Below are 21,486 nucleotides of genomic sequence, written 5' to 3'. Positions count from 1 at the left end.
GGGTGTTTAAATCATGGAAAAACAATACAGAGTATTACTTTACTATAAATATGTTCCGATTGAAGATCCAGAGGCGTTTAGAGAGCAGCATCTGGCTTTTTGTAAGGAGCTTGGTTTGTTAGGCCGTATCCTTGTTTCTTCTGAAGGAATTAACGGTACGGTATCAGGTACGGTTGAGCAGACTGAAAAATATATGCAAACAATGAAAGCTGACCCTCGTTTTGCGGACATGGTATTTAAAATTGATGAAGAAGAAGAGCATGCGTTCAAAAAAATCTTCGTTCGTCATAAAAAAGAGCTTGTAACGCTTCGTCTTGAGGATGATGTGGATCCGAATGAAACAACAGGGCAGCATTTGAAGCCTGCAGAATTTTATGAGAAAATGCAGGATCCAAACACAATTGTACTCGACGCACGTAACGATTACGAGTATGATCTTGGCCATTTCAGAGGCGCTGTCCGTCCTGACATTGAAGCCTTCCGTGAATTGCCTGAGTGGATTGAGGAAAACAAAGACATGCTTGAAGGCAAACAGATTTTAACGTACTGCACGGGCGGCGTGCGCTGTGAAAAATTCTCAGGATGGCTGATGAAGCAAGGCTTTGAAGATGTATCACAGCTTGACGGCGGAATCGTGACATACGGAAAAGATCCTGAGGTGCAAGGCAAGCTTTGGGACGGCCAGTGCTATGTATTCGATGAAAGAATCAGCGTGCCTGTCAACCGTGTCGAGCATGTGATTGTCGGAAAAGACTATTTTACAGGTGAACCGTGTGAGCGTTATGTGAACTGCGCAAATCCATCTTGCAACAAGAAAATGATATGCACACCGGAAAATGAGTATAAATATATGCGCAGCTGCAGCCACGAATGCCGCACGAACCCAAGAAACCTGTATGTTCAAGAGCATAATATGACAGAAGAAGAAGTAAACGCAAGACTGGCAGTGATTGAAAAAGAAGATCACGCTGCTGCTGAATAATAGAAAGAACACCTCGGGAATGAGGTGTTCTTTTTTTCTACATGCTTTCGGTTTTTCCGTTTGCGGATACCCATTCTTTTTGGCGGAAGGACTTCTCCCATTTCGACACCACGATGCAGGCCACCGCATGTCCCGGTACGTTCACGCCAGTTCTCGCCATGTCCATGACGCGGTCAACGCCCGCTATAATGGCAACGCCTTCTGCCGGCAGCCCTACAGCATTGGCAGTCGCCAGAAGAACAACAAGCGAGCCTGACGGAACAGCTGCAATGCCTTTACTGGTCATCACAAGCACTAGCATCATGAGCAGCTGCTGGGACAATGTCATGTCTACATGAAAGGCCTGCGCCAGAAAAATACAGGAAACCGATAAGTATAAGCTGGAGCCGTCACAGTTCAGTGACAAGCCGGAGGGGACGACAAATGATACCACTCGTTTCGGGCAGCCGTATTTCTCCATTCTGTCCATCAGCTGAGGAAGAATGGTTTCGGTGCTGGTGGTGGAAAATGCAATTAAAAACAGATCCCATATCATTTTTAATACTTCGAAATACTTAATCTGAAAGATGAGACCGACAAGCGGAAAGAGGACAAAGAGGATCAGGAACAGACCAAGGAATACCGTGCCGACCAGCTTAAACATAGGGAGGAGAAGTTCAATGCCATATTGGCCTACAGAGGCTGCCATAAGGGCAAGCACACCGATAGGAGCAGTCACCATGACGATTTGCGTGAGTTTGAACATAATTTGAGCGACAGATTCAAAGAAATTCATCACTGGTTCAGAGGCTTTGCCAATGCCAGCCGCTGCAACACCGAACAAAATAGCAAAGAATATAACGGCAAGCAAATCATTTCTGGCCATGACATCAATAATGTTTGTAGGGATAATATCGAGGATCATTTGTTTGAAATCAACAACTTTGTCTGTGTAGCCGGAAAGTTCATTGATATCTTTTTTCGCCAAATGGGAGAGGTCAAGCCCGACACCCGGTTTTAAGACATTCGCTAATAGGAGTCCGAGCGCCAATACCAACGTGGTAATCACTTCAAACCAAATGATCGTCTTGATGCCGAGACTGCCCATTTTTTTCATGCTTCCGCTTCCTGCCGCTCCGATGACAATGGTAGAGAATACAATCGGCACGACAATCATTTTAATTAAGCGGATAAATCCGTCTCCGACAGGTCTCAGTGCCATCCCGAAATCAGGAAAAAAGTGGCCGATCACTGCGCCGATTGCCAAAGCAATTAAAATTTGAAATGCGATAAATTTTTTCAAATGAATCCCCCTTTAGAATGATAAGATTTAGGCATATTCATATCATTCGTGAATCAATTGCAAACACCTTTTTTCAAATTATTTTATTTTGACAGCGCTTTCATTATGTTGGCGAAAAAGTCCCCCGCAGCAGGGGGGACTTTTTTACTTCATGTGGATGTGCTTCATCTCTTCTTCAGATGCATTTGTGAAGATGACCGGCGTTACAGCCGAAGCGGCATGCTGCTTAATGTAATCGAGATCAAATGTGAGAAGCAGTTCGCCTTGTTTGACGGCTTGTCCGCTCGTGACATAGGTTTCAAAGCCTTCTCCATTCAATTTGACGGTATCAATGCCGACATGAATCAGGATTTCGGTGCCGCCGGCGCTCATAAAGCCGATGGCGTGCTTTGTTGGAAAAATGGAGACGACTTCGCCATCCGCAGGGGCAACGACTTTTCCTTCTGATGGGTCAATCGCAAAGCCCTCGCCCATCATTTTTTCTGAAAAGACTTGATCAGGAACATCTGTCAGAGAGACCGTTTCTCCTTTAACCGGATAAATAAAAGTCTCTTCGGAAGCGTGCTTCTGCTGCTTGTCAGGCTCTGTATCCAGTGCGGCGGCGGTGTCCGGGACGCCTCCGGCCATGATCGTTTTGATGTCGTCTTTTAAAGCGTCGGATTTTGTTCCGAATATCGCCTGGAAGTTGTTATTGACTTCCAGCACACCTACGGCGCCAAGCCGTTTTAATTCGTCCTTGCTGACTTGGCTCGGCTGATGAACGGTCACGCGAAGCCTTGTAATACACGCATCCAGGTTGGCGATATTTTGCTGTCCGCCCAAGGCCTTCAGCACATGAAAGGCAAGCTGGTCTTTTGCGACAGGAGCTTTTGCCTCAGTCTGATCGGCTTCATCTGTTTCACGGCCGGGTGTTTTCAAGTTCCATTTCAAAATCGCAAATCGGAACAAATAATAATAAATGAATGCAAACACGATCCCGACAGGAATGACAACCCAGCCGTTTGTCGACAGTCCGTAGTTCAAGACGTAGTCAATTCCGCCGCCTGAGAACGTATAGCCGTGGCGAACATGGAATAAATCACAAACGACAAAGATGACGCCGGCGAGAATAGAGTTAATCAAATAGAGCACGGGCGCAACGAACAAGAAAGAAAACTCAACCGGCTCTGTAATGCCTGTCAGCAAAGATGTGAGCGCCGCAGAAATCATAACGCCGGAGATCATTTTTTTCTTTTCCGGACGCGCTGTATGAATAATGGCAAGAGCAACTGCCGGCAGACAGAAAATCATGTAAGGGAAATCCCCCATCATAAAGCGCCCAGCTGTCGGGTCTCCCGCGAAAAACCTTGTCAGGTCGCCGGTTACGGTATTGCCTGTTGACGGGTCTGTGTATTCTCCCATCATAAAGTAGAAAGGTGTATAAAAAATATGATGCAGGCCAAAAGGAATCAGCAAACGATAGATCGTTGCATAAAAGAACAGGCCGATCGTTGAATCGGCAATTAAACTGCTGGCTGCGTTAATTCCGTTTTGGATCAGCGGCCAAACGAATGAGAAAATCACGCCGATTACCAATGAACTGATGGAAGTAATAATCGGGACAAACCGTTTTCCTGAGAAAAATCCAAGGACCGGATGCAGCTCGATTGATGAAAAACGCTTATATAAATATGCGGCAAGAAGCCCGATGATGATTCCTCCGAATACCCCCATATCAATCAGGTGCTCGGCTCCTTCATACGGAGGCTGAAGGCCGAGCAATTTTCCCATGTTGTCGAGGGTGACGGTTAAAATTAAGTATCCGATGACAGCGGCAAGACCGGCTACACCTTCGCCGCCGGCTAACCCGATCGCGACCCCCACGGCGAAAATCAGCGGCAGGTTGTCGAATACAACGCCGCCCGCATCCTTTATAATAGGGATGTTCAGTAAATCCTTGTCACCGAACCGGAGCAAAAGACCGGCTGCCGGGAGGACGGCAACCGGAGTCATCAACGCGCGGCCAAGCTGCTGCAGAATTTGAAATGCCTTTTTAAACATGACAGTCTCCTTTATAAGTATGATGCTTTCTTTAGTTTTTGAGCTGCTTTTTGATCGGCGATAACGGTTACATGATTGTGTTTTTGAAGAATTGAGGCCGGTACATCTGTCGTGACAGGGCCTTCAGCCATCTTTTGAATGGCGTCTGCTTTTTCCTCGCCACTCGCTAAAAGCACAATATGTTTGCTGAATTCCATGATGGTTTTAATGCCCATTGAAATCGCAAGTCTCGGCACCAGTACAGGATCGCTGCCGAAGAATCTGGCATTTGCCTGTATTGTGCTTTCTGACAGCTTAACAATTCGTGTCCGATCCTCAAAATCAGATCCGGGTTCATTAAAACCGATATGGCCATTGGCGCCGATGCCGAGGATTTGAACATCAATGCCTCCCGCCTGACGGATGAGATCCTCGTATACCATGCATTCAGCCTCAAGCTGCGGATTGTCTCCTTGCGGGATATGGATATGATCAGGCTGCATATTGATATGCTGAAAAAGATGCTCGTGCATAAAATGGTTATAACTTTGCGGATGTGATGGAGAGAGACCTGCGTATTCATCCAAATTAAATGTAGTAATCTTTGAAAAGTCGATTTCGCCTGCTTGATAGTCTGAAATCAGCTGCTTGTACAAGCCGACCGGCGTGCTTCCTGTTGCCAGGCCGAGTACGGCATCTTTCTTAGCCTGTACGTGTTCTTTAATAATGTTAGCGCTTAACTTACAGAGTTCTTCATAGTGATTGGCGATAAGAATCTTCATGTGACACCCCCTCAAAGAGATAGACAAGCATCATATTTGTTATGATCAATTTATGATAGTTGTCATTACGAATTTAGCACCGCCGTTATCAAACTGTCAATATTAATGTCTGAAAATTTGTTATAAAAGAAGGATACAAATCTTTCATAATCGGAAGGCAAGTGGTATTATGGTTTCAATCAAAAAGAACGGTTTGCATACAGAATGGGGAGAATGAAATGACAGCTTTATATTCTGTTATCAAGTTTAAAATCATTGAGTTAATTAAGTCGGGCAAATATCAGGCGAATGATCAGCTGCCGACGGAGAGCGAGTTTTGCGAGCAATATGATGTCAGCAGAACAACTGTGAGACTGGCCCTGCAGCAGCTTGAGCTTGAGGGATATATTAAACGGATTCAAGGAAAAGGAACATTTGTATCAGCGGCAAAAATACAAACGCCGATTCCGCACAAGATTACGAGCTTTGCAGAACAAATGAGAGGCCTGCGTTCTGAATCAAAAGTGCTTGAACTCGTGGTGATCCCTGCTGATCACTCCATTGCCGAGCTTTTGAAAATGAAAGAGAATGAACCTGTCAACAAGCTTGTCAGAGTCAGATACGCCGAGGGGGAGCCTTTGCAGTATCACACCTCATATATTCCTTGGAAAGCGGCACCGGGGCTGGCGCAGGAAGAGTGCACCGGCTCGCTGTTTGAACTGTTAAGAACAAAATACAATATTGAAATCAGCAGAGGTACGGAATCGATCGAGCCGATTTTAACGGATGAAACGATCAGCGGCCACTTGTTAACCAATGTCGGAGCGCCTGCGTTTTTATCAGAATCCCTCACCTATGATAAAAATGAAGATGTGGTGGAATATGCGCAAATTATTACGCGGGGAGACCGAACGAAATTCACCGTAGAACAGTCATATCATTCATAAAGCAATGCGTTTTAAGAAGGGAATGGTGGTTCTATGTTTTTATTGACGAATGGAAAAGTGCTGTGGGGGGCTGTCATTGCTGCTTTCATCCTTTCAATCGTGTTTTACCAGTTTCTGCCGGCGGAAATGCCGATTCATTATGATGGAACAAACAGTCCGGATATGACGATTAACAAGCTGGCAGGGATAGTGATACTTCCTGTTTTGATGATGGTGTTTGCATGGGCGCAGAAGATCAATTGGCAATTTGTGATTGCGGTGTATATTTTGCTGATTTGCCATATTGTCGTCCTGTATTTAGCAATCTAAATCAGACAGCCGGAATGAATCTGGCTGTTTTTCTTTTATTTCATCTTCATTTGACAATGAATGTGGTGTATAATAGCTGATGATCCTAAAGAATATTCTGAAATTTATAGGTTTGAAGCGGCGTATGATAAAAGGAGAGGCTGTATATTTTTTGCAGCTTTAAAAAGACTGAATATTTAAACAATTATTGTGAAAGGTGTGCTGATCAAATTGAATAAGCTTATCGAACGAGAAAAAATTGCATTTCATAAGGAAAAGCCCGACCCGTCATCCTTAGGATTCGGAAAATATTTTACAGATTATATGTTTGTGATGGATTATGAAGAGGGAATAGGCTGGCATCATCCAAGAATTGCCCCGTACGCGCCGCTTACGCTTGATCCGTCTGCATCTGTTTTTCATTACGGCCAGGCTGTCTTTGAGGGGTTAAAAGCGTACAGAACGGAAGATGGCAGGGTGCTGCTGTTCCGGCCGGATCAAAATATCAAGCGGCTGAACAGATCGTGTGAGCGCATGAGTATGCCTCCTTTAGACGAAGAGCTGGTGCTTGAGGCATTGACGCAATTAGTTGAGCTGGAGAAAGATTGGGTTCCAAAGGAAAAGGGTACGTCACTGTATATTCGTCCGTTTGTCATTGCCACAGAACCGAGTCTCGGTGTGAAGGCATCCAAAAGCTATACATTTATGATCGTGCTTTCTCCTGTCGGCTCCTATTATGGCGATCAGATGAAGCCGGTTAGAATCTACGTCGAAGATGAGTACGTTCGGGCGGTGAACGGCGGAGTCGGCAGTGCAAAAACATCCGGAAATTACGCGGCCAGCCTTCAGGCGCAGCGGAAAGCGAATGAGATGGGCTATGACCAGGTGCTGTGGCTGGACGCCATTGAAAAGAAATACGCGGAAGAAGTAGGGAGCATGAACATTTTTTTCGTCATTAACGGGGAAGCTGTCACACCGGCTTTAAGCGGAAGTATTTTAAGCGGAGTAACACGTGCGTCTGCGATTGAACTGATTCGCAGCTGGGGCATTCCGGTTCGTGAGGAGAAAATTTCGATTGATGAGATTTATTCGGCTTCTGTACGCGGGGAATTGACAGAGGTCTTCGGAACGGGCACGGCAGCGGTCGTTACGCCTGTCGGTGAACTCAATATTCATGGGAAAACGGTGATTGTAGGCGACGGACAAATCGGGGACATCTCGAAAAAGCTGTATGAAACGATAACAGATATTCAGCTTGGCAAAGTAAAAGGGCCGTTCAGCTGGACGGTGGAGGTTTGAAGATGAAAAAGAACCTGCCCGGAGGCAGGTTCTTTTTATTTTGAATGAGTCATATCAGCAGTCGGCTGGCTTTTGCGGTTTTTCGCATAATACACTGCATAGCAGATGGCCATAAACGGAATGCCGCAATACAGTGCGATTCTTTGATTCGGATCAAAGGCTATGCCGATGACGGAAGCCAGGCATAACAGGAACGCGGCAATCGGCACGAACGGATACCAAGGGGTCCGGTATTTCAGATCGGCAACCTTGTTTCCCGCTTCGACATAACGTTTTCTGAACATGAATTGAGAAGCGGCGATTCCCATCCATACGACTACGACCGCAAAACCGGAAATCGATACGAGCACAACGTATACAGTGTCTGGCGCAAATACGCTGGACAGCAATGACAGAATGCCGCCGATCATGCTGAACACCAGCGCGTTAAATGGGGTTCCTTTTGACGTCAGCTTTGCAAATGTCGGGTGAAGCGTTTTTTCTTTTGATAAAGACCACAGCATCCGGGAAGAAGCGTAGAGTCCGGAATTAGCCGCTGACAGGATCGCTGTCAGGATGACAAAGTTCATGATATCGGCTGCGTACGGGACACCGACTCTGTCAAAGACAGCAACAAACGGGCTTTTGATGACGCCAGCTTCTTGAATCGGAATCAGCCCTGACAGCACAAAAATCGTTCCGACAAAGAAGAGTGAGAGACGCCAGACCGTTGTTTTAATCGCTTTTGGTATCGTCTTGTCGGGATCAACGCTTTCTCCTGCGGCAATTCCGATCAGCTCAGTACCCGAAAAGGCAAAATTGACAGACAGCATCGTCATCAAAATCGGGACAAATCCATTTGGAAAGAGCCCGCCTTCCGCTGTGAAATTGGACAGCATCGGAGCGGCTTCTCCGCCTTTGATCGGGATGATGCCGAACATGGCAGAGCCGCCTAAAAGAATAAACAACACAATGGCTAACACTTTGATGCTGGAAAACCAAAATTCTGATTCAGCGAAAAACTTGACCGAAAATGCATTAAGCAAAAAAATGAACAGCGCAAAGACGGCGCTCCACATCCAAACGGACGTATGGGGGAACCAGCGCTGCATTAACAGGCCGGCTGCTGTGAATTCTGATCCCAATGCCACGGTCCATGTCAGCCAGTACAGCCAAGCGACCGTGAATCCGGTGCCCGGCCCTATGTATTTGGCTGCATAGGTGTGAAAGGCGCCTGTTACAGGCATGGCCACTGACAGCTCACCGAGGCACAGCATGACCAAATAGACGATTCCGGCTCCGAATAGGTAGGCGAGTATCGTTCCTGCCGGGCCTGCCTGCTGAATGGTGTAGCCAGAGCTTAAAAACAGCCCGGTTCCGATGACACCTCCTAAGGAAAGCATAAAGAGGTGCCGGCTTTTCATACTTCTCTGAAAGTTTGTCTCATTCTTGTTGTGAGCTGATTTCATCTTTTTCCAACTTTCTATCGGCGATTTATTTCCTTCCTAATAAAAAATCTCATGTCAGCGAGTGACACGAGACTCCGGCGTACCGGCTTTTAGATAGAATATACAAACAATTCCGATAAGTCAAGTTGTTTTTAATGAGCGCGCCCAAGCCGCAATTTCTTGAATATCTTCGGGTTTTGTCCGGCAGCAGCCGCCAATCAGCTTCGCTCCTTTTTCATGCCAAGTGCGGGCGCTTGTTCCGTAAGGCTCTGCGCATGCTGCGCCGTTCCACGTTTTTGTTTCCGGATCATACTGCTCGCCTGAATTCGGGTAGACGATGATCGGTTTTGATGTGTGCTTTTTTAACTCCTCTATCAAGGAAGGGATATGCTGGAGCGGCGTGCAGTTAATGCCGAGCGCTGCAATTTGGCGGTGCTCATCAAGCCATGACGCACAGTCAGCGGCAGGTGTTCCGTCACTGATGTACAGGCCGTCTTTTGCACTGAAGCTAATCCACGCATATGTTTCAGGGAACTCCTTCAGCAGCCGCACAATCGCTTTTGCTTCGGTCAGACACGGAATTGTTTCGCATGCCAAAACATCAGCTCCGGCTTCGATCAGCGCTTTCATGCGGGGGCGATGAAATTCAACCAGTTCATCCTCTGAGATTCCGTAGTTGCCGCGATACTCAGAGCCGTCCGCAAGATAAGCGCCATAAGGGCCTACAGAAGCCGCAATAATCGGTTTTGGCCGATTCAGACGGTTCTCTCCAACCGCCCAAAATTCATCACGTGCTTCAGCTGCGATGGTGACGGACATCTCGATGAGCCGGCGTGCTTCCGCTTCGCTCAGCCCGCGTGCGGCAAAGCCCTCAAACGTAGACTGATAGCTGGCGGTGATCGCACAGTCGGCGCCTGCCGCGAAATAATCAGTATGAACTTGTTTAATCAGGTTCGGCTCTTCCAGCAGAATTTTTGCCGACCAGAGACTGTCGTTCAAATCACAGCCCTTGCGTTCAAGCTCGGTCGCCATGGCGCCGTCTAACACGATGAGCGGGTATGTATCAAGAATGTGTTGGATAGGATTCATAGAATGTACCGATGCCTTCTTTCAGATTTTTTTGAAAAAGATATGAAAATCGTAATGGACGCTTACATGTTTGTCAATAAACGAACAAGAGAAAGGTGTTCAGCCCGTATGTCTGAACACCCTTTTTTTATGATATTTGTTTGTTGTTTGTGTCAGCCTTTGTGTCAGAAAGCGGCCAGCATTCAATGCCATTATGGTTTTTGAGCACATCTTTATAAAAGACCGGATCTTTGCCTGCTTTTTTCTGGCATGTATAGTCTTTCAGCGCCGTAAAAACGACCTTGGATAATAAGAAAATCGCGATTAAATTCACGACGACCATCAAGCCCATGAACAAATCAGCCAGATCCCAGACGAGCTGGACTTTGGCAACACAGCCAAACACAATCATCGCCAGCACGCCGATACGGTAGATAAAAATCAGTTTTTTGCTTTTATTCAAAAAGCCGATATTGGTTTCGCCATAATAATAGTTTCCGATTAAAGCACAGAATCCGAATAACAAAATCAGAATGGCGAGAAAGCCTGATGCCCACGATCCGACATGGGCGCTGAGAGAGGCTTGAGTTAGCGCGATTCCGCTCAGTCCCGGAGTATGGTAGGCATCTGAAAACAGAATGATAAAGGCGGTGCTTGTACAAATGACCAGCGTATCAGTAAGCACACCAAAAGCTTGAATCAGCCCCTGTTTGACAGGATGGCTTGTTGTTGCGGTGGCAGCGGCATTCGGTGCACTTCCCATTCCCGCTTCGTTTGAAAAGATTCCCCGTCTGACGCCTTGCATTAACGCTGCTCCCAAGGCGCCGCCAGCGGCCTGGTCAAAACCAAATGCGTTTTTCACGATAAGCGCAAGCACGTCTGGCAGCTGTGTAATGTTGGTGACAATCACGAAAAACGCAACTCCGATATACAGGACAGCCAATACGACAACAATGGATTCAGCCAGCTTCGCAATGCGTTTTACACCGCCGAAAATAATCGTGCCGAACACAGCAATTAAAATGAGTCCCAAAGTCAGGCGGTTTGTGCCGAACGCGTTTTCGAAGGCGAGGCTGACTGTATTTGATTGAACCGAGTTAAAGACGATACCGAACGATAAGGTGATTAATACGGCAAACAGCGCGCCCATCCACCTTTTGTTCAGCCCTTTTTCCATGTAATAAGCCGGCCCGCCGCGGAAGCCGTTTACATCTTTTACTTTATAAATCTGAGCCAGTGTGCTTTCCACAAAGCTTGATGCTGATCCGATAATGGCGATAATCCACATCCAGAAGATTGCACCTGGCCCGCCGAGCGCAATAGCGATGGCAATGCCCGTAATATTTCCCGTGCCGACACGGGCTGCCATGCTGATGCAAAAGGCTTGAAACGGAGAAATGCTGTTTTTCGACCGGGAAGCAGCTCCTTCTCTTAACACTCTCACCATTTCTTTCAGCATGCGAACCTGCAAAAACTTAAGCCTGAACGTAAAATAGATTCCCAGAGAAAGGAGCAATACAATTAATAGCTTTGACCATAAAAGATCATTTGCGATACCGACGATATGTTCCAGGATTTGCTGCATACAATCACCTCTTTTTTAATGTTTAAAAAATGCTGAGCTCCCACTCTTGCGCCATATGTTTCAGCAGCATACCGCCAGTAAGGCTGTTGCCGTATTCGTCAATAGCAGGCCCGTAAATGCCGATGCCGCATCCAGATTGAAAAGGCTGTTCTCTTCTGGCACTTGGAGGAACGAGAGCCATGATGCCGCCGGAGACGCCGCTTTTGGCCGGCACGCCGACAAACGCCGCATATTTGCCTGAAGCGTTGTACATGCCGCACGTCAGCATTAACGCCTTGGCCAACTTTGCCACGTCCTTTGGAATCACTTGCTGGCGGCGAATCGGATGATAGCCGTCATGGGCAAGGATCAGGCCGATCAATGCAATGTCTTCTGTGGTACTCTCCATGGCGCATTGCTTCAAGTAAACCTCAAGCGTTTCTTCTACATCTGCTTCTAAAAAGTTTGTTTCTTTTAAATAGTAGGCCAGCGCTCTGTTGCGGTGGGCGGTTTCCCATTCTGACTGGAACACTTCCTCATGAATTCTTGGCCGCTTTCCTATTAAGGTTTCCATCACCGAATAAAGAAACTCGAGCTTATCGTGTGCCGACTCACCCGGAAGAAGCGATGCGATGGTAAGGGCACCAGCGTTGATCATAGGATTAAACGGCTTTCCCGGCTTGTTGATTTCGAGCCGAATGATTGAATTAAAGGCATCACCTGTCGGCTCGACATCTACGCGGTCCAGCACATAGGGAATGCCGCGGCTCATGCAGGCGGCGATAAAGCTGATCACTTTTGAAATGCTTTGCAGGGTAAAAGGGACGTTCCAATCGCCGGCATGTATCATTGTTCCGTCAGGCTCCAATATACAAATGCCGAGCTGTGAGTCATTGACTTTTCCTAAAGCGGGGATATAGTTTGCACTTTGTCCATTGGCGGCAAAGGGGCGATAGTGCTCAACCCAATGATGCAGCTGTGACGCCGGGTCTATTTCTATTTGGGGCTCTTTTATCAATTCTTTCATCGAATTCCTCCTCACTGTTTTTCTTCTTTAAGGACTGAGGTTTATCAAAACGAAGGCTGAAGGGGCATTAAACGCTTTCATAAAAGCGGAAGGTATATTTACTGTATAATGACGACTACAGAATCATACAAAATACGACAAAAATATTTTGAAAATAAGCCGTAAGATTTATAAAAAGCTCATGTTCTGGGTCAAAAGAAATTTGCAGGTTTTCTGCTGTTTCCCCAAAATAGAAGCGAGGATGTGATCATCATAAAACTGGAACGTTTTTTTGAAAAAGACGGATATATACTGGCTCTCATGCTGATTACGGTGCCGCTGGCCGGTGAACTGAAATTTTATCCCCTTAATGAAGAGTTCCGGATCAGCTTTGGCGCACCGGTTTTTTTCTTCTTCTTATCGCTGCTGCGGCAAGTGCCCGCTGTGCTGCCGGGTTTTTTGACTGGAGCGGCAGTTTTCATCTTTCGCGTCATTCTGGGATTATGGGGCGGGGGACATGATGGACTGGCTCCAATTCTGTATGACCAAGCGTCTGGCTTTTTCTTTTATATGACTTACGCCTGTCTGTTTTACGTATTGAAGGCTAATCGTTTTCGGGAACGGCCGGTTATGCTCGGTTTCATCGGGTTTATGATTGAAATTGTGTCAGATTGTGTCGAGCTGGTCGTGCAGTTTCTCATTTTTCATACGGTTGTGACGCCTGAGAAAATCACAGACATTGCGGTGATCGCAATTTCTCACACATTTATCGTCATGAGCTTTTACAGTGTGCTGAAGCTGTATGAAACGCAATCGAGAGAAAAACAGACAAGGCGGCAGCATGAGCACATGCTAATGATCGTTTCGAATTTATATGAAGAAACGGTGCATTTAAAAAAGACATTGAAGACGACAGAGCAAGTGACGAATGATTCGTATCAGCTCTATCGGGAAGTGAAGGGCAAGGATGAACAGCTCAGCGGCAGAATCCTGAGGCTGGCCGGGGAGATTCATGAAGTGAAAAAGGACAACCAGCGGATATTCGCAGGGCTTTCAAAACTGATTTCGAATGAGAGCTTGAGAGATTATATGAGGGCTTCTGATTTGCTGCAGCTTGTGATTCGAATGAATGAAAAGTACGCTGAAGCACTTGGAAAGCAGATTGATTTTCACTGCTCGATAGAGGGGGAGCATAACGATTATCACGTATTTATCGTGCTTTCGATCATTAATAATCTAACGGCAAATGCGGTAGAGGCAATGGGAGAAGAGGGAATGATCAGCCTGAGGCTCCATAAGCCAAATGAGAGTATGGTAGAATTCCAGGTGGAAGACAATGGCCCCGGCATTTCTGAGAAAATCGGAGACATTGTGTTTGACCCGGGCTTTACTTCAAAATATGACGAATTTGGCACGCCTTCTACCGGAATCGGACTTTCCTACGTGAAGGAAATCGTGACAGAGCTAGAAGGAGATATCAGGTTCGATAATCAGCAGCGGGGAGTGGTATTTGCCATCAGGCTGCCTGTCCGGCATTTGATTCAGAAAGGGTGAACCGAAAGCTATGCGTTTTTTTATCGCGGATGATGACCGTGCGGTACGGTCGATTTTAAGACAGATCATTGAGGATGAGGATCTGGGGGAAGCTGCTGGTGAAGCAGAAGACGGAAGCCAGGTGGAAGGTCATATGCTGCAATTTAAGCAGATTGATATTTTATTAATCGATCTGTTAATGCCCGGACGGGACGGCATTGAAACGATTCGCCAGCTTCAGGATACGTACTCCGGAAAGATCGTGATGATCTCTCAAGTGGAAGCGAAGGAAATGGTCGGAGAAGCGTACTCGCTCGGCATCGAATATTTTATCCATAAGCCAATTAACCGCATTGAAATTGTCACGGTTCTCCAAAAGGTGAAGGAACGGATCGAGCTTGAGCACTCGATTGGGGATATTCAGCACTCTCTAAGCCGGCTTGTCAACCGGACTGAACGGAAAGCGCGTCCTCAGCAGAAGAGTGACAGCGGCTTAAAAGAAGCAGGAACATTCCTGTTGTCCGAGCTTGGCATGATGGGGGAAGGCGGCGCTCATGATCTCATGGCGGTTCTGCAGTATTTAGCAGAACATGAGCAATCTGAGCCGTACGAAAAACATATCCCTTCGCTAAAACAGATCTTCATCCAAGTAGCGGAACGGAAGCTGGGCGCAGGAGCATCCCAAACGGAAGTCAATCGCGAAATGAAAGCCTCGGAGCAGCGCATCCGCAGAGCAATTATCCATTCGCTGCACCATTTTGCTTCATTAGGAACAACGGATTTTTCCAATCCGAAATTTGAAACCTATGCATCGAAATTCTTTGATTTTCCGGTTGTCAGCCAGAAAATGAAAGAACTTCAATCAAAGGATGCAAAACCTCTCGCCCCTGCAAGAGTGAATATGAAAAAATTCATCCACGTATTCTTTTTGGAAGCGAAGCTTTTGCACGAGACGATGAAACAAAGAAGCATGTAAACCAAAACAGCCGGCAGTACGGCTGTTTTTTTGTTATGCAGAACCCCGGCTAGACAGCGTTTTTCCTGGGTTCTGAAAAATATCAGAAAATAAAGATATTGACTTATTGTTTATTTGTCTTACAATAAAACAAAAGGATATAGGGAAGGAGCGGATATGAAAGAAAAAATAATAAAAGCGCTTTCAGTCAGGGGCTGTATATCCAAATAACAGGAGGTTATGTTGATGAGCCGTATCAGAAAAGCACCCGCTGGAATTTTAGGTTTTCCGGTTGCACCTTTTAATACACAAGGAAAACTGGAGGAAGAAGCTCTTTTTCAAAACATTGAATTCTTGCTGGAAGAAGGCTTGGAAGCAATTTTTATCGCTTGCGGGTCTGGTGAATTTCAATCTCTCAGCCAAAAAGAATACGAGCAAATGGTGGAAGTCGCAGTCTCGGCAGCCGGAGGAAAGGTGCCGGTTTACACGGGGGTGGGCGGCAACCTCAGCACAGCGCTGGACTGGGCGCAGCTGTCGGAGAAAAAAGGCGCCGACGGGTATTTGATCCTGCCTCCGTATTTGGTGCATGGCGAACAGGAGGGGCTGTATCAGTATGCGAAAACGATTATTGAAAGCACCGATTTGAATGCGATTCTTTATCAGCGCGATAACGCGGTTCTCTCTCTTGAACAGATCAAGCGGCTGACCGAATGTGAACAGCTTGTCGGTGTGAAGGACGGGGTGGGGAACATGGATTTGAATATTAACCTCGTCTATACGCTCGGCGACCGCTTAGGATGGCTCAACGGAATGCCGATGGCTGAAGTGACGATGCCAGCTTATCTGCCGATCGGGTTTCACTCCTATTCCTCAGCGATTTCAAATTATATTCCGCATATTTCCCGGATGTTCTATGATGCATTGAAAAATGGAAACGACGAGCTTGTGAAGGAGCTCTATCAGCATGTGATTCTCCCGATCAACGACATTCGCAAACAACGAAAAGGATATGCCGTATCTTTGATTAAAGCGGGCATGGAGATCATGGGATTGAATGTGAGAAACACAGCCAGACCGCCTGTCGGCCCGGTTGAAAAAGATCACTATCAGCAATTAGAAGCGATTCTGAAGCAGGCGGCGGATCGTTTTCCGAAAAAAGCCGCGACGGTTTGATGAACAGAAAAAATATGAAAGGGGCAATGGGCATGTCTGTGATCACGGAACAAAACACGTATCTCAACTTTATTAACGGAGAGTGGGTTAAGTCTCAATCAGGCGATATGGTCAAGGTCGAAAACCCTGCGGATGTAAACGATATTGTCGGCTATGTACAGAATTCAACAGCTGAAGATGTGGAACGGGCTGTCGCCGCCGCCAATGAAGCCAAAACGGCTTGGAGAAAGCTGACGGGGGCCGAGCGGGGTCAATTTTTATACAAAACAGCGGATATTATGGAGCAGCGCTTAGAAGACATCGCCGCCTGCGCAACACGTGAGATGGGAAAAACACTGCCGGAAGCGAAAGGGGAAACAGCCCGCGGGATTGCCATTCTTCGCTATTACGCCGGAGAAGGCATGCGCAAAACGGGTGACGTTATTCCGTCTACTGACAAAGACGCGCTCATGTTTACCACACGTGTTCCGCTCGGTGTGGTCGGCGTGATTTCTCCGTGGAACTTCCCGGTGGCGATTCCGATTTGGAAAATGGCCCCGGCATTGGTGTACGGCAATACCGTTGTCATCAAACCGGCGACAGAAACAGCCGTGACATGCGCGAAAATCATTGCTTGCTTTGAAGAAGCGGGGCTCCCGGCAGGAGTCATCAATTTGGTGACAGGCCCAGGTTCTGTTGTCGGGCAGGGGCTTGCTGAGCATGATGGGGTAAACGCTGTTACGTTTACCGGTTCCAATCAAGTCGGAAAAATCATCGGGCAGGCCGCTTTAGCGAGAGGAGCCAAATATCAGCTTGAAATGGGCGGCAAAAACCCGGTCATCGTAGCCGATGACGCTGACCTTGAAGCTGCGGCCGAAGCTGTCATTACGGGTGCCTTCCGTTCAACCGGCCAGAAGTGCACCGCGACAAGCCGCGTCATCGTGCAAAGCGGAATTTACGAGCGATTTAAAGAAAAACTGCTCCAGCACACAAAGGATATTACGATTGGAGACAGCTTAAAAGAGGATGTCTGGATGGGACCGATCGCCAGCAAGAGTCAGCTTGATAATTGCCTATCGTACATTGAGAAAGGCAAACAGGAGGGCGCTTCCCTTTTGATCGGAGGAGAAAAGCTGGAGGATGGAAAGTATCAAAGCGGCTATTATGTTCAGCCTGCCATCTTTGACAATGTGACATCTGAGATGACGATTGCCCAAGAGGAGATTTTCGGCCCGGTGATCGCCTTGATCAAGGTGGACACGATGGAGGAGGCGCTGGACATCGCCAATGAAGTGAAGTTCGGCTTAAGCGCATCCATTTTCACGCAAAACATCGGCCGAATGCTTTCATTCGTTGATGAAATTGACGCCGGGCTAGTCCGGATTAACGCGGAAAGCGCGGGTGTTGAGCTTCAGGCGCCTTTTGGCGGCATGAAGCAGTCGAGCTCCCACTCCCGCGAACAGGGTGAGGCGGCGAAGGACTTTTTCACTGCGATCAAAACCGTTTTTATGAAGCCGTAATGGTGCTGGAAAGAGGCGAACGTCTCTTTCCCAGCTTTATCACAGCCAGCATATGATTCTCTACTTTGAAAAGGAGAAGATACTATGAAAAAAGACTATGCGAATGTTTCACCGGCGGGCAAAAAAACGTCTGTACGCTGGTTCATCGTTTTTATGCTGTTTCTTGTGACCTCTATTAACTACGCGGATCGGGCCACACTTTCCATCACCGGAGATTCCGTCCAGCATGATCTGGGATTGGACTCGGTCGCTATGGGCTATGTCTTTTCTGCTTTTGGCTGGGCCTATGTCATCGGGCAGCTTCCGGGCGGCTGGCTGCTGGACCGCTTTGGTTCAAAGACTGTTATTGCATTAAGCATCTTTTTCTGGTCGTTTTTTACGCTGCTGCAAGGGGCGATTGGTTTTTTCTCTGCCGGCACAGCGATTATCCTGCTGTTTGCACTGCGTTTTCTGGTAGGTTTGTCCGAAGCGCCTTCATTTCCCGGAAACGGCAGAGTTGTTGCCTCATGGTTCCCAAGCTCCGAGCGCGGGACAGCTTCAGCCTTTTTTAATTCAGCTCAATACTTCGCAATCGTCATTTTTTCTCCTTTAATGGGCTGGCTCACCCACTCTTTCGGCTGGCATTCCGTCTTCGTTGTCATGGGTGCAGCGGGTATTCTTCTGGCTGTCATCTGGCTAAAAACGGTGTATGAACCGAAAAAACATCCGAAGGTCAACGAAGCTGAGCTTGCTTATATCGAACAGGGCGGCGGGCTGATTTCCATGGATGACAGCAAAAGCAAGCAAGAAACAGAATCGAAATGGCCTTATATCAAACAGCTGTTAACGAACCGCATGCTGATCGGTGTGTACATCGCGCAATATTGCATTACAACTCTCACCTATTTCTTTCTCACATGGTTTCCGGTATATTTGGTTCAAGCCCGCGGCATGTCCATCCTTGAAGCAGGGTTTGTCGCTTCCCTGCCGGCGCTGTGCGGTTTTGCCGGCGGTGTGCTTGGGGGCATTGTGTCAGACATTCTACTCAAAAAAGGCCGTTCGCTCACCTTTGCAAGAAAAGTGCCGATCATTATCGGCATGCTGCTGTCTTGCAGTATGATTGTCTGCAACTACACGGATTCAGCGTGGCTCGTCGTTGTTATTATGTCACTCGCGTTTTTCGGAAAAGGCTTCGGCGCACTGGGATGGGCTGTCGTGTCGGATACGTCTCCGAAAGAGTGTGCAGGATTAAGCGGCGGTTTGTTCAACACTTTCGGAAATATTGCCTCGATCACAACCCCGATTATTATCGGCTACATCGTGAATGCAACAGGATCTTTTAATGGCGCGCTCGTGTTTGTCGGTGCTAACGCGATTGCGGCAATCCTCAGCTACTTGCTGCTGGTCGGGCCGATCAAACGGGTCGTGTTAAAGAAACAAGAGCAAGACCCCGATCAATCATTGCCTGTCTAATATTTATGAAAGCGCTTTATATAAGGAGGAGAAAACATGAGTTCACCAATACAAGAGCAGGTTCAAAAGGAAAAGAGATCGAATATTCCTTCAATTCGTGAGATGAAGGTGATCCCTGTTGCGGGACATGACAGCATGCTGCTGAATCTGAGCGGCGCACACAGCCCGTTTTTCACCCGGAATATCGTGATCTTAACCGACAGCAGCGGAAATCAGGGAGTCGGCGAGGTGCCTGGCGGAGAACACATCCGCCGCACACTGGAGCTGGCAGAGCCGCTTGTTATCGGAAAATCCATTGGCGCGTACCAGTCGATATTGCAAACAGTCAGAAAGCAGTTTGCCGATCAGGACAGGGGAGGACGCGGAATCCAGACGTTTGATTTGCGCACCACAGTCCACGCCGTTACAGCGCTGGAAGCGGCTTTGTTAGATTTGCTTGGAAAGTTTCTTCAGGAACCGGTCGCGGCCTTGCTGGGCGAAGGGAAGCAGCGTGATGAAGTAAAAATGCTCGGCTACCTCTTTTACATTGGCGACCGAAAGCAGACGACCTTGCCGTATCAAAGTGATGAGCAGTCAGATTGTGCGTGGTTCCGTCTCCGCCATGAGGAAGCGCTGACGCCGGAGGCAATAGTACGTCTTGCCGAATCCGCACAGGAGCGCTACGGCTTTCAGGATTTCAAGCTGAAAGGCGGGGTGCTGTCAGGAGAGGATGAAATCGAAGCTGTCACCGCATTATCAAAACGTTTTCCAGAGGCAAGGATCACCCTTGATCCGAACGGGGCGTGGTCATTAGAGGAAGCCATTGCATTATGCAAAGCAAAGCATGATGTGCTCGCGTATGCGGAAGACCCGTGCGGAGATGAGAATGGCTACTCCGCCCGTGAAGTGATGGCTGAATTCCGCCGCGCGACAGGGCTCCCGACCGCGACAAATATGATTGCGACCGACTGGCGGGAAATGGGTCACGCGATTCAGCTTCATGCGGTGGATATCCCGCTGGCTGATCCTCATTTCTGGACGATGCAGGGTTCGGTGCGGGTTGCGCAAATGTGCCATGATTGGGGTTTGACATGGGGCTCCCACTCCAACAATCACTTTGATATCTCCCTTGCGATGTTTACCCAAGTAGCAGCAGCGGCTCCGGGGCGCATCACGGCGATTGATACCCATTGGATCTGGCAGGACGGGCAGCGTTTAACGAAACAGCCTTTTGAGATTGCTGATGGCTGTGTCAAGGTGCCAAATAAGCCCGGTCTTGGCGTCGACATTGATATGGAACAAGTCGAAAAAGCGTATGGCCTCTATCGAAAAATGAATTTAGGCGCGCGGAATGACGCGATCCCTATGCAGTTTCTGATCAGCAACTGGGAGTTCGACCGGAAACGCCCGTGTCTTGTGCGATAAGTTTGATTGTAAATATTGTCATACCGGCTATTTTGTCTTACAATTGAACAACTGAAGGGAGAGTTGTTCGTGTACGAAGGTTTAGAAGATCTGAAAGTCGATACAGTCAATCGGAAAACATTAGCCAAGCAGGTCATTGAACGGATTGTCCATTTATTGTCGAGCGGACAGTTAAAGGCTGGAGACAAATTGCCGACAGAAATGGAACTGATGGACATTTTGCATGTCAGCAGGCCCGTGCTTCGGGAGGCGTTGAGTTCACTAGAAACACTTGGTGTGATTACGAGAAAAACCCGTGGCGGCACGTATTTCAACGATAAAATCGGCATGCAGCCATTTTCCGTCATGCTTGCCTTGGCGACTGATAATCTTCCGGCGATCATTGAAGCGCGGATGGCGTTAGAACTCGGACTCGTGACGATTGCCGCGGAAAAAATCAATGAGGATGAGCTTCAGCGTTTGCAGAAGACAATCGACGACATCGCCAACAGCACTGACAATCTTTATGGTGAAGCAGATAAAGAATTCCATCGAATTATAGCATTAAGTGCCAATAATCCCGTTGTCGAAGGGATGATTCAATCCCTGCTGATCACCCATGCGAAAATTGACAGCCAGATTCCGTACAGGGAGAGGGATGTAACGGTTGAATATCATAAAAAAATCTACGACGCTCTTGCCAAAAGAGACCCTTACAAAGCGCATTACCACATGTATGAGCATCTGAAATTTGTCCGTGACAAAATTCTGATGGGCATGGATGATCAATAATTGTTGAGACAGCCGCAGTTGAAACGTAAGATCTGCGGCTTTTTTTGAACCGATTT

At 47.5% G+C, this 21,486-nt stretch carries 18 protein-coding genes; 11 read left to right on the top strand and 7 right to left on the bottom strand.

Annotation, left to right across the window (positions count from 1 at the left end; all coding sequences use genetic code 11):
- The first annotated feature begins 13 nt into the window (after window positions 1-13).
- Complete coding sequence (trhO, locus tag LWH95_RS03575) at window positions 14-982, top strand: oxygen-dependent tRNA uridine(34) hydroxylase TrhO (protein ID WP_119913330.1); 969 nt, start codon at window positions 14-16, stop codon at window positions 980-982.
- A 37-nt stretch (window positions 983-1,019) separates the two neighbouring features.
- Here the strand turns inward: trhO and gltP are convergent, their stop codons facing one another.
- The 3 genes from gltP to nagB form a co-directional block, all read right to left on the bottom strand.
- Window positions 1,020-2,264 (bottom strand): glutamate-aspartate/proton symporter GltP, encoded by a 1,245-nt coding sequence (gene gltP, locus LWH95_RS03570; protein WP_119913331.1) that lies wholly within the window; start codon window positions 2,262-2,264, stop codon window positions 1,020-1,022.
- A gap of 144 nt (window positions 2,265-2,408) precedes the next feature.
- Window positions 2,409-4,304 carry a glucose-specific PTS transporter subunit IIBC gene (gene ptsG / locus LWH95_RS03565; protein WP_232918975.1) on the bottom strand — a complete coding sequence of 632 codons (1,896 nt, stop codon included), beginning with the start codon at window positions 4,302-4,304 and terminating at the stop codon, window positions 2,409-2,411.
- A gap of 11 nt (window positions 4,305-4,315) precedes the next feature.
- Window positions 4,316-5,065, bottom strand: a complete 750-nt coding sequence (gene nagB, locus LWH95_RS03560; protein WP_232918974.1) for a glucosamine-6-phosphate deaminase — start codon at window positions 5,063-5,065, stop codon at window positions 4,316-4,318.
- Window positions 5,066-5,283: 218 nt separating this feature from the next.
- On the opposite strand from nagB, the gene gamR reads away from it, so the two are divergent.
- The 3 genes from gamR (at window position 5,284) to LWH95_RS03545 (ending at window position 7,578) form a co-directional block, all read left to right on the top strand.
- Window positions 5,284-5,991, top strand: coding sequence for a transcriptional regulator GamR (gene gamR, locus LWH95_RS03555; RefSeq protein ID WP_003241365.1), 708 nt, complete (start codon window positions 5,284-5,286; stop codon window positions 5,989-5,991).
- Between the two features lie 33 nt (window positions 5,992-6,024).
- A complete protein-coding gene (locus LWH95_RS03550; RefSeq protein ID WP_232918973.1) occupies window positions 6,025-6,300 on the top strand; it encodes a DUF1648 domain-containing protein in 276 nt (91 codons plus the stop codon).
- 210 nt (window positions 6,301-6,510) lie between these two features.
- Complete coding sequence (locus LWH95_RS03545; RefSeq protein ID WP_232918972.1) at window positions 6,511-7,578, top strand: branched-chain amino acid aminotransferase; 1,068 nt, start codon at window positions 6,511-6,513, stop codon at window positions 7,576-7,578.
- A gap of 35 nt (window positions 7,579-7,613) precedes the next feature.
- Here LWH95_RS03545 and mmuP read toward each other — a convergent pair whose 3' ends face one another.
- The 4 genes from mmuP to LWH95_RS03525 all read right to left on the bottom strand — a co-directional run bounded on the left by mmuP (window position 7,614) and on the right by LWH95_RS03525 (window position 12,664).
- Window positions 7,614-9,026 (bottom strand): S-methylmethionine permease, encoded by a 1,413-nt coding sequence (gene mmuP / locus LWH95_RS03540; RefSeq protein WP_232918971.1) that lies wholly within the window; start codon window positions 9,024-9,026, stop codon window positions 7,614-7,616.
- 120 nt (window positions 9,027-9,146) lie between these two features.
- The gene (mmuM, locus tag LWH95_RS03535; protein WP_232918970.1) at window positions 9,147-10,094 is read right to left on the bottom strand and encodes a homocysteine S-methyltransferase; all 948 of its coding nucleotides are present in this window, start codon (window positions 10,092-10,094) and stop codon (window positions 9,147-9,149) included.
- A gap of 127 nt (window positions 10,095-10,221) precedes the next feature.
- Window positions 10,222-11,658 (bottom strand): alanine/glycine:cation symporter family protein, encoded by a 1,437-nt coding sequence (locus LWH95_RS03530; RefSeq protein WP_232918969.1) that lies wholly within the window; start codon window positions 11,656-11,658, stop codon window positions 10,222-10,224.
- A 22-nt stretch (window positions 11,659-11,680) separates the two neighbouring features.
- Window positions 11,681-12,664 carry a glutaminase gene (locus LWH95_RS03525; protein WP_003241345.1) on the bottom strand — a complete coding sequence of 328 codons (984 nt, stop codon included), beginning with the start codon at window positions 12,662-12,664 and terminating at the stop codon, window positions 11,681-11,683.
- Window positions 12,665-12,964: 300 nt separating this feature from the next.
- Here LWH95_RS03525 and glnK point away from each other — a divergent pair, with 300 nt between their 5' ends.
- From glnK to LWH95_RS03490, 7 genes are all read left to right on the top strand, one after another.
- Window positions 12,965-14,197 carry a two-component system sensor histidine kinase GlnK gene (gene glnK, locus LWH95_RS03520; protein WP_232919014.1) on the top strand — a complete coding sequence of 411 codons (1,233 nt, stop codon included), beginning with the start codon at window positions 12,965-12,967 and terminating at the stop codon, window positions 14,195-14,197.
- Window positions 14,198-14,207: 10 nt separating this feature from the next.
- Window positions 14,208-15,152 carry a glutamine utilization two-component system response regulator GlnL gene (gene glnL, locus LWH95_RS03515; RefSeq protein ID WP_060397848.1) on the top strand — a complete coding sequence of 315 codons (945 nt, stop codon included), beginning with the start codon at window positions 14,208-14,210 and terminating at the stop codon, window positions 15,150-15,152.
- A 225-nt stretch (window positions 15,153-15,377) separates the two neighbouring features.
- The gene (gene kdgD, locus LWH95_RS03510; RefSeq protein ID WP_003241339.1) at window positions 15,378-16,304 is read left to right on the top strand and encodes a 5-dehydro-4-deoxyglucarate dehydratase; all 927 of its coding nucleotides are present in this window, start codon (window positions 15,378-15,380) and stop codon (window positions 16,302-16,304) included.
- Window positions 16,305-16,336: 32 nt separating this feature from the next.
- A complete protein-coding gene (gene gucD / locus LWH95_RS03505; RefSeq protein WP_232918968.1) occupies window positions 16,337-17,803 on the top strand; it encodes an alpha-ketoglutaric semialdehyde dehydrogenase GucD in 1,467 nt (488 codons plus the stop codon).
- A gap of 84 nt (window positions 17,804-17,887) precedes the next feature.
- A complete protein-coding gene (gene gudP / locus LWH95_RS03500) occupies window positions 17,888-19,255 on the top strand; it encodes a glucarate transporter GudP (protein WP_003241335.1) in 1,368 nt (455 codons plus the stop codon).
- 36 nt (window positions 19,256-19,291) lie between these two features.
- The gene (gene gudD, locus LWH95_RS03495; protein ID WP_232918967.1) at window positions 19,292-20,659 is read left to right on the top strand and encodes a glucarate dehydratase; all 1,368 of its coding nucleotides are present in this window, start codon (window positions 19,292-19,294) and stop codon (window positions 20,657-20,659) included.
- Between the two features lie 69 nt (window positions 20,660-20,728).
- Entirely contained in the window at window positions 20,729-21,430 is a 702-nt protein-coding gene (locus LWH95_RS03490; protein WP_003241331.1) for a FadR/GntR family transcriptional regulator, read from the top strand.
- The last annotated feature ends 56 nt before the right edge of the window (window positions 21,431-21,486 follow it).

The organism is Bacillus sp. G16 (genome assembly GCF_021282335.1).
GTDB lineage: Bacteria > Bacillota > Bacilli > Bacillales > Bacillaceae > Bacillus > Bacillus inaquosorum.
Note: the sequence above shows the minus strand (reverse complement) of the source record. Positions and strands in the feature narration are given on the sequence as shown.

Bases quoted from the DNA above. Each gene is read 5' to 3' on its own strand.
- glnK (WP_232919014.1), top strand. From the start codon at position 12,965: ATGCTGATTACGGTGCCGCTGGCCGGTGAACTGAAATTTTATCCCCTT.
- LWH95_RS03550 (WP_232918973.1), top strand. From the start codon at position 6,025: ATGTTTTTATTGACGAATGGAAAAGTGCTGTGGGGGGCTGTCATTGCT.
- mmuP (WP_232918971.1), bottom strand. From the start codon at position 9,026: ATGAAATCAGCTCACAACAAGAATGAGACAAACTTTCAGAGAAGTATG.
- LWH95_RS03530 (WP_232918969.1), bottom strand. From the start codon at position 11,658: ATGCAGCAAATCCTGGAACATATCGTCGGTATCGCAAATGATCTTTTA.
- gudP (WP_003241335.1), top strand. From the start codon at position 17,888: ATGAAAAAAGACTATGCGAATGTTTCACCGGCGGGCAAAAAAACGTCT.
- mmuM (WP_232918970.1), bottom strand. From the start codon at position 10,094: ATGAATCCTATCCAACACATTCTTGATACATACCCGCTCATCGTGTTA.
- ptsG (WP_232918975.1), bottom strand. From the start codon at position 4,304: ATGTTTAAAAAGGCATTTCAAATTCTGCAGCAGCTTGGCCGCGCGTTG.
- kdgD (WP_003241339.1), top strand. From the start codon at position 15,378: ATGAGCCGTATCAGAAAAGCACCCGCTGGAATTTTAGGTTTTCCGGTT.
- gamR (WP_003241365.1), top strand. From the start codon at position 5,284: ATGACAGCTTTATATTCTGTTATCAAGTTTAAAATCATTGAGTTAATT.
- gudD (WP_232918967.1), top strand. From the start codon at position 19,292: ATGAGTTCACCAATACAAGAGCAGGTTCAAAAGGAAAAGAGATCGAAT.
- trhO (WP_119913330.1), top strand. From the start codon at position 14: ATGGAAAAACAATACAGAGTATTACTTTACTATAAATATGTTCCGATT.
- gucD (WP_232918968.1), top strand. From the start codon at position 16,337: ATGTCTGTGATCACGGAACAAAACACGTATCTCAACTTTATTAACGGA.
- nagB (WP_232918974.1), bottom strand. From the start codon at position 5,065: ATGAAGATTCTTATCGCCAATCACTATGAAGAACTCTGTAAGTTAAGC.
- LWH95_RS03525 (WP_003241345.1), bottom strand. From the start codon at position 12,664: ATGAAAGAATTGATAAAAGAGCCCCAAATAGAAATAGACCCGGCGTCA.
- glnL (WP_060397848.1), top strand. From the start codon at position 14,208: ATGCGTTTTTTTATCGCGGATGATGACCGTGCGGTACGGTCGATTTTA.